This window comes from Polynucleobacter sp. 39-46-10 (assembly GCF_002282275.1).
Genome location: NZ_NCJB01000457.1, coordinates 1 through 1,510, shown reverse-complemented (window position 1 = coordinate 1,510; position 1,510 = coordinate 1). Strand labels below are relative to the sequence as shown.

Annotated in this window: 2 protein-coding genes; both read right to left on the bottom strand. The window is 45.6% G+C overall.

Annotated elements, in window-relative coordinates; translation table 11 throughout:
* A partial coding sequence (gene rsmA, locus B7X71_RS16750; protein ID WP_293601571.1) for a 16S rRNA (adenine(1518)-N(6)/adenine(1519)-N(6))-dimethyltransferase RsmA occupies positions 1 to 770 on the bottom strand: 770 nt, incomplete at its 3' end.
* The coding region (gene pdxA / locus B7X71_RS16745; protein ID WP_293601570.1) for a 4-hydroxythreonine-4-phosphate dehydrogenase PdxA at positions 767 to 1,510 on the bottom strand (744 nt) is incomplete at its 5' end. The genes rsmA and pdxA, both read right to left, overlap by 4 nt.

Here is a 1,510-nt window from a genome sequence, read left to right as displayed (position 1 = left end):
AAAGTTTGAGCCGACTCAATATAGCGCCCCACCGGAATATCCTGAGCACGCGCTTTTAATCCAGATTCAGAGAGAGAGAGTCGATCTGCAAAAGCCGATAGATTGGTGCGTAGCATTTTTCTTCTCTGAGAAAACGCTGCGGCCACGACTTTTTCCAAGGTATGCCACTGCGGATCACTTAAGTTGAAATCCCGTCGCGGAATCATGCGTACGACCGCTGAATTGACTTTGGGTTGTGGGTCGAAAGCTTCGGGCGGGACTTCTAAAACTTGCTCCATATCGTAGCGAGCTTGCAACATGACGGATAGTCGACTGAACTCAGAACCGCCAGCCTTAGAGACCATACGCTCAACCACTTCAGCTTGGAGCATGAATACCTGCTCATCAATCGCATGGGCAGCAGAAACAAGATGAAAGAGTAATGGGGAGGAAATGTTGTAAGGCAAGTTACCAACTACCTTACACAGGCCACTATTAGCTGGACGCGAGTTTGCCCATTCGAGGAAATCAAACTTGAGTGCATCTCCCTCGATGACATTGAGGCCCTTGAGATTCTCTTGATTCCAGTACGAGACTAAGTCTCGATCAATCTCTAGAAGGTCTAAATGATCTAGGTTATTTAATAAAGGTATTGTCAGTGCGCCAAGGCCGGGACCGATCTCAATCACATGCATATTTTCACTAGGATTGATCGCAGCAATAATGGAGTAAATTACTCCAGAATCCTGCAGAAAATTTTGGCCAAATCGTTTACGAGCGCGATGCGTCATGTTTTTAAATTCTTTTTGCTCTTGATATTTACTGCCAATTGATAGGCAAGTCGCAAAGCCTCCAACATGCTACCTGAGTCAGCTAAACCCTTACCAGCAAGGTCTAGAGCTGTGCCATGATCTACTGAAGTCCGGATAACCGGCAAGCCTAAGGTGACATTCACTCCACCACCAAAGCTCACAAACTTAAAAGGCGCCAGACCCTGATCGTGATACATCGCAATAAACGCATCTACGCTATCTAAGGCTTTAGCATCAAACATCGTATCACCAGGATAAGGGCCGCTCACCTGAATGCCTAGATCTTTAGCAGCTTTGATAGCAGGTTCAATGACATCAATTTCTTCACGACCGAGGTAGCCTGATTCACCTGCATGAGGATTAAGTCCTGCCACCCGAATCACAGGCTTAGCAATGCTAAATTTTGTCCGCAAGTCCTGATCGACAATCTGAATCGTTTCCAAAAGATGCTGTTGATTTAACGCTCCGGGAACTTCTCTCAAAGGTAAATGGGTTGTAACTAAAGCCACTCGGAGGTCGCGACTTTTCTGCAAACCTAAAAAACCTGATGGTAATGTTGCGCATAACATCATGACAACATGCTCTTGATGGCAAAGCTGAGCTAGATATTCAGTATGTCCAGTAAATAAGTCGTCACTTGAAACATTGCCTTCGTTGATAACACTCTTTTGTATAGGCGCGGTTATCATCGCATCAAAACGGCCTTCAAGACATCCCTT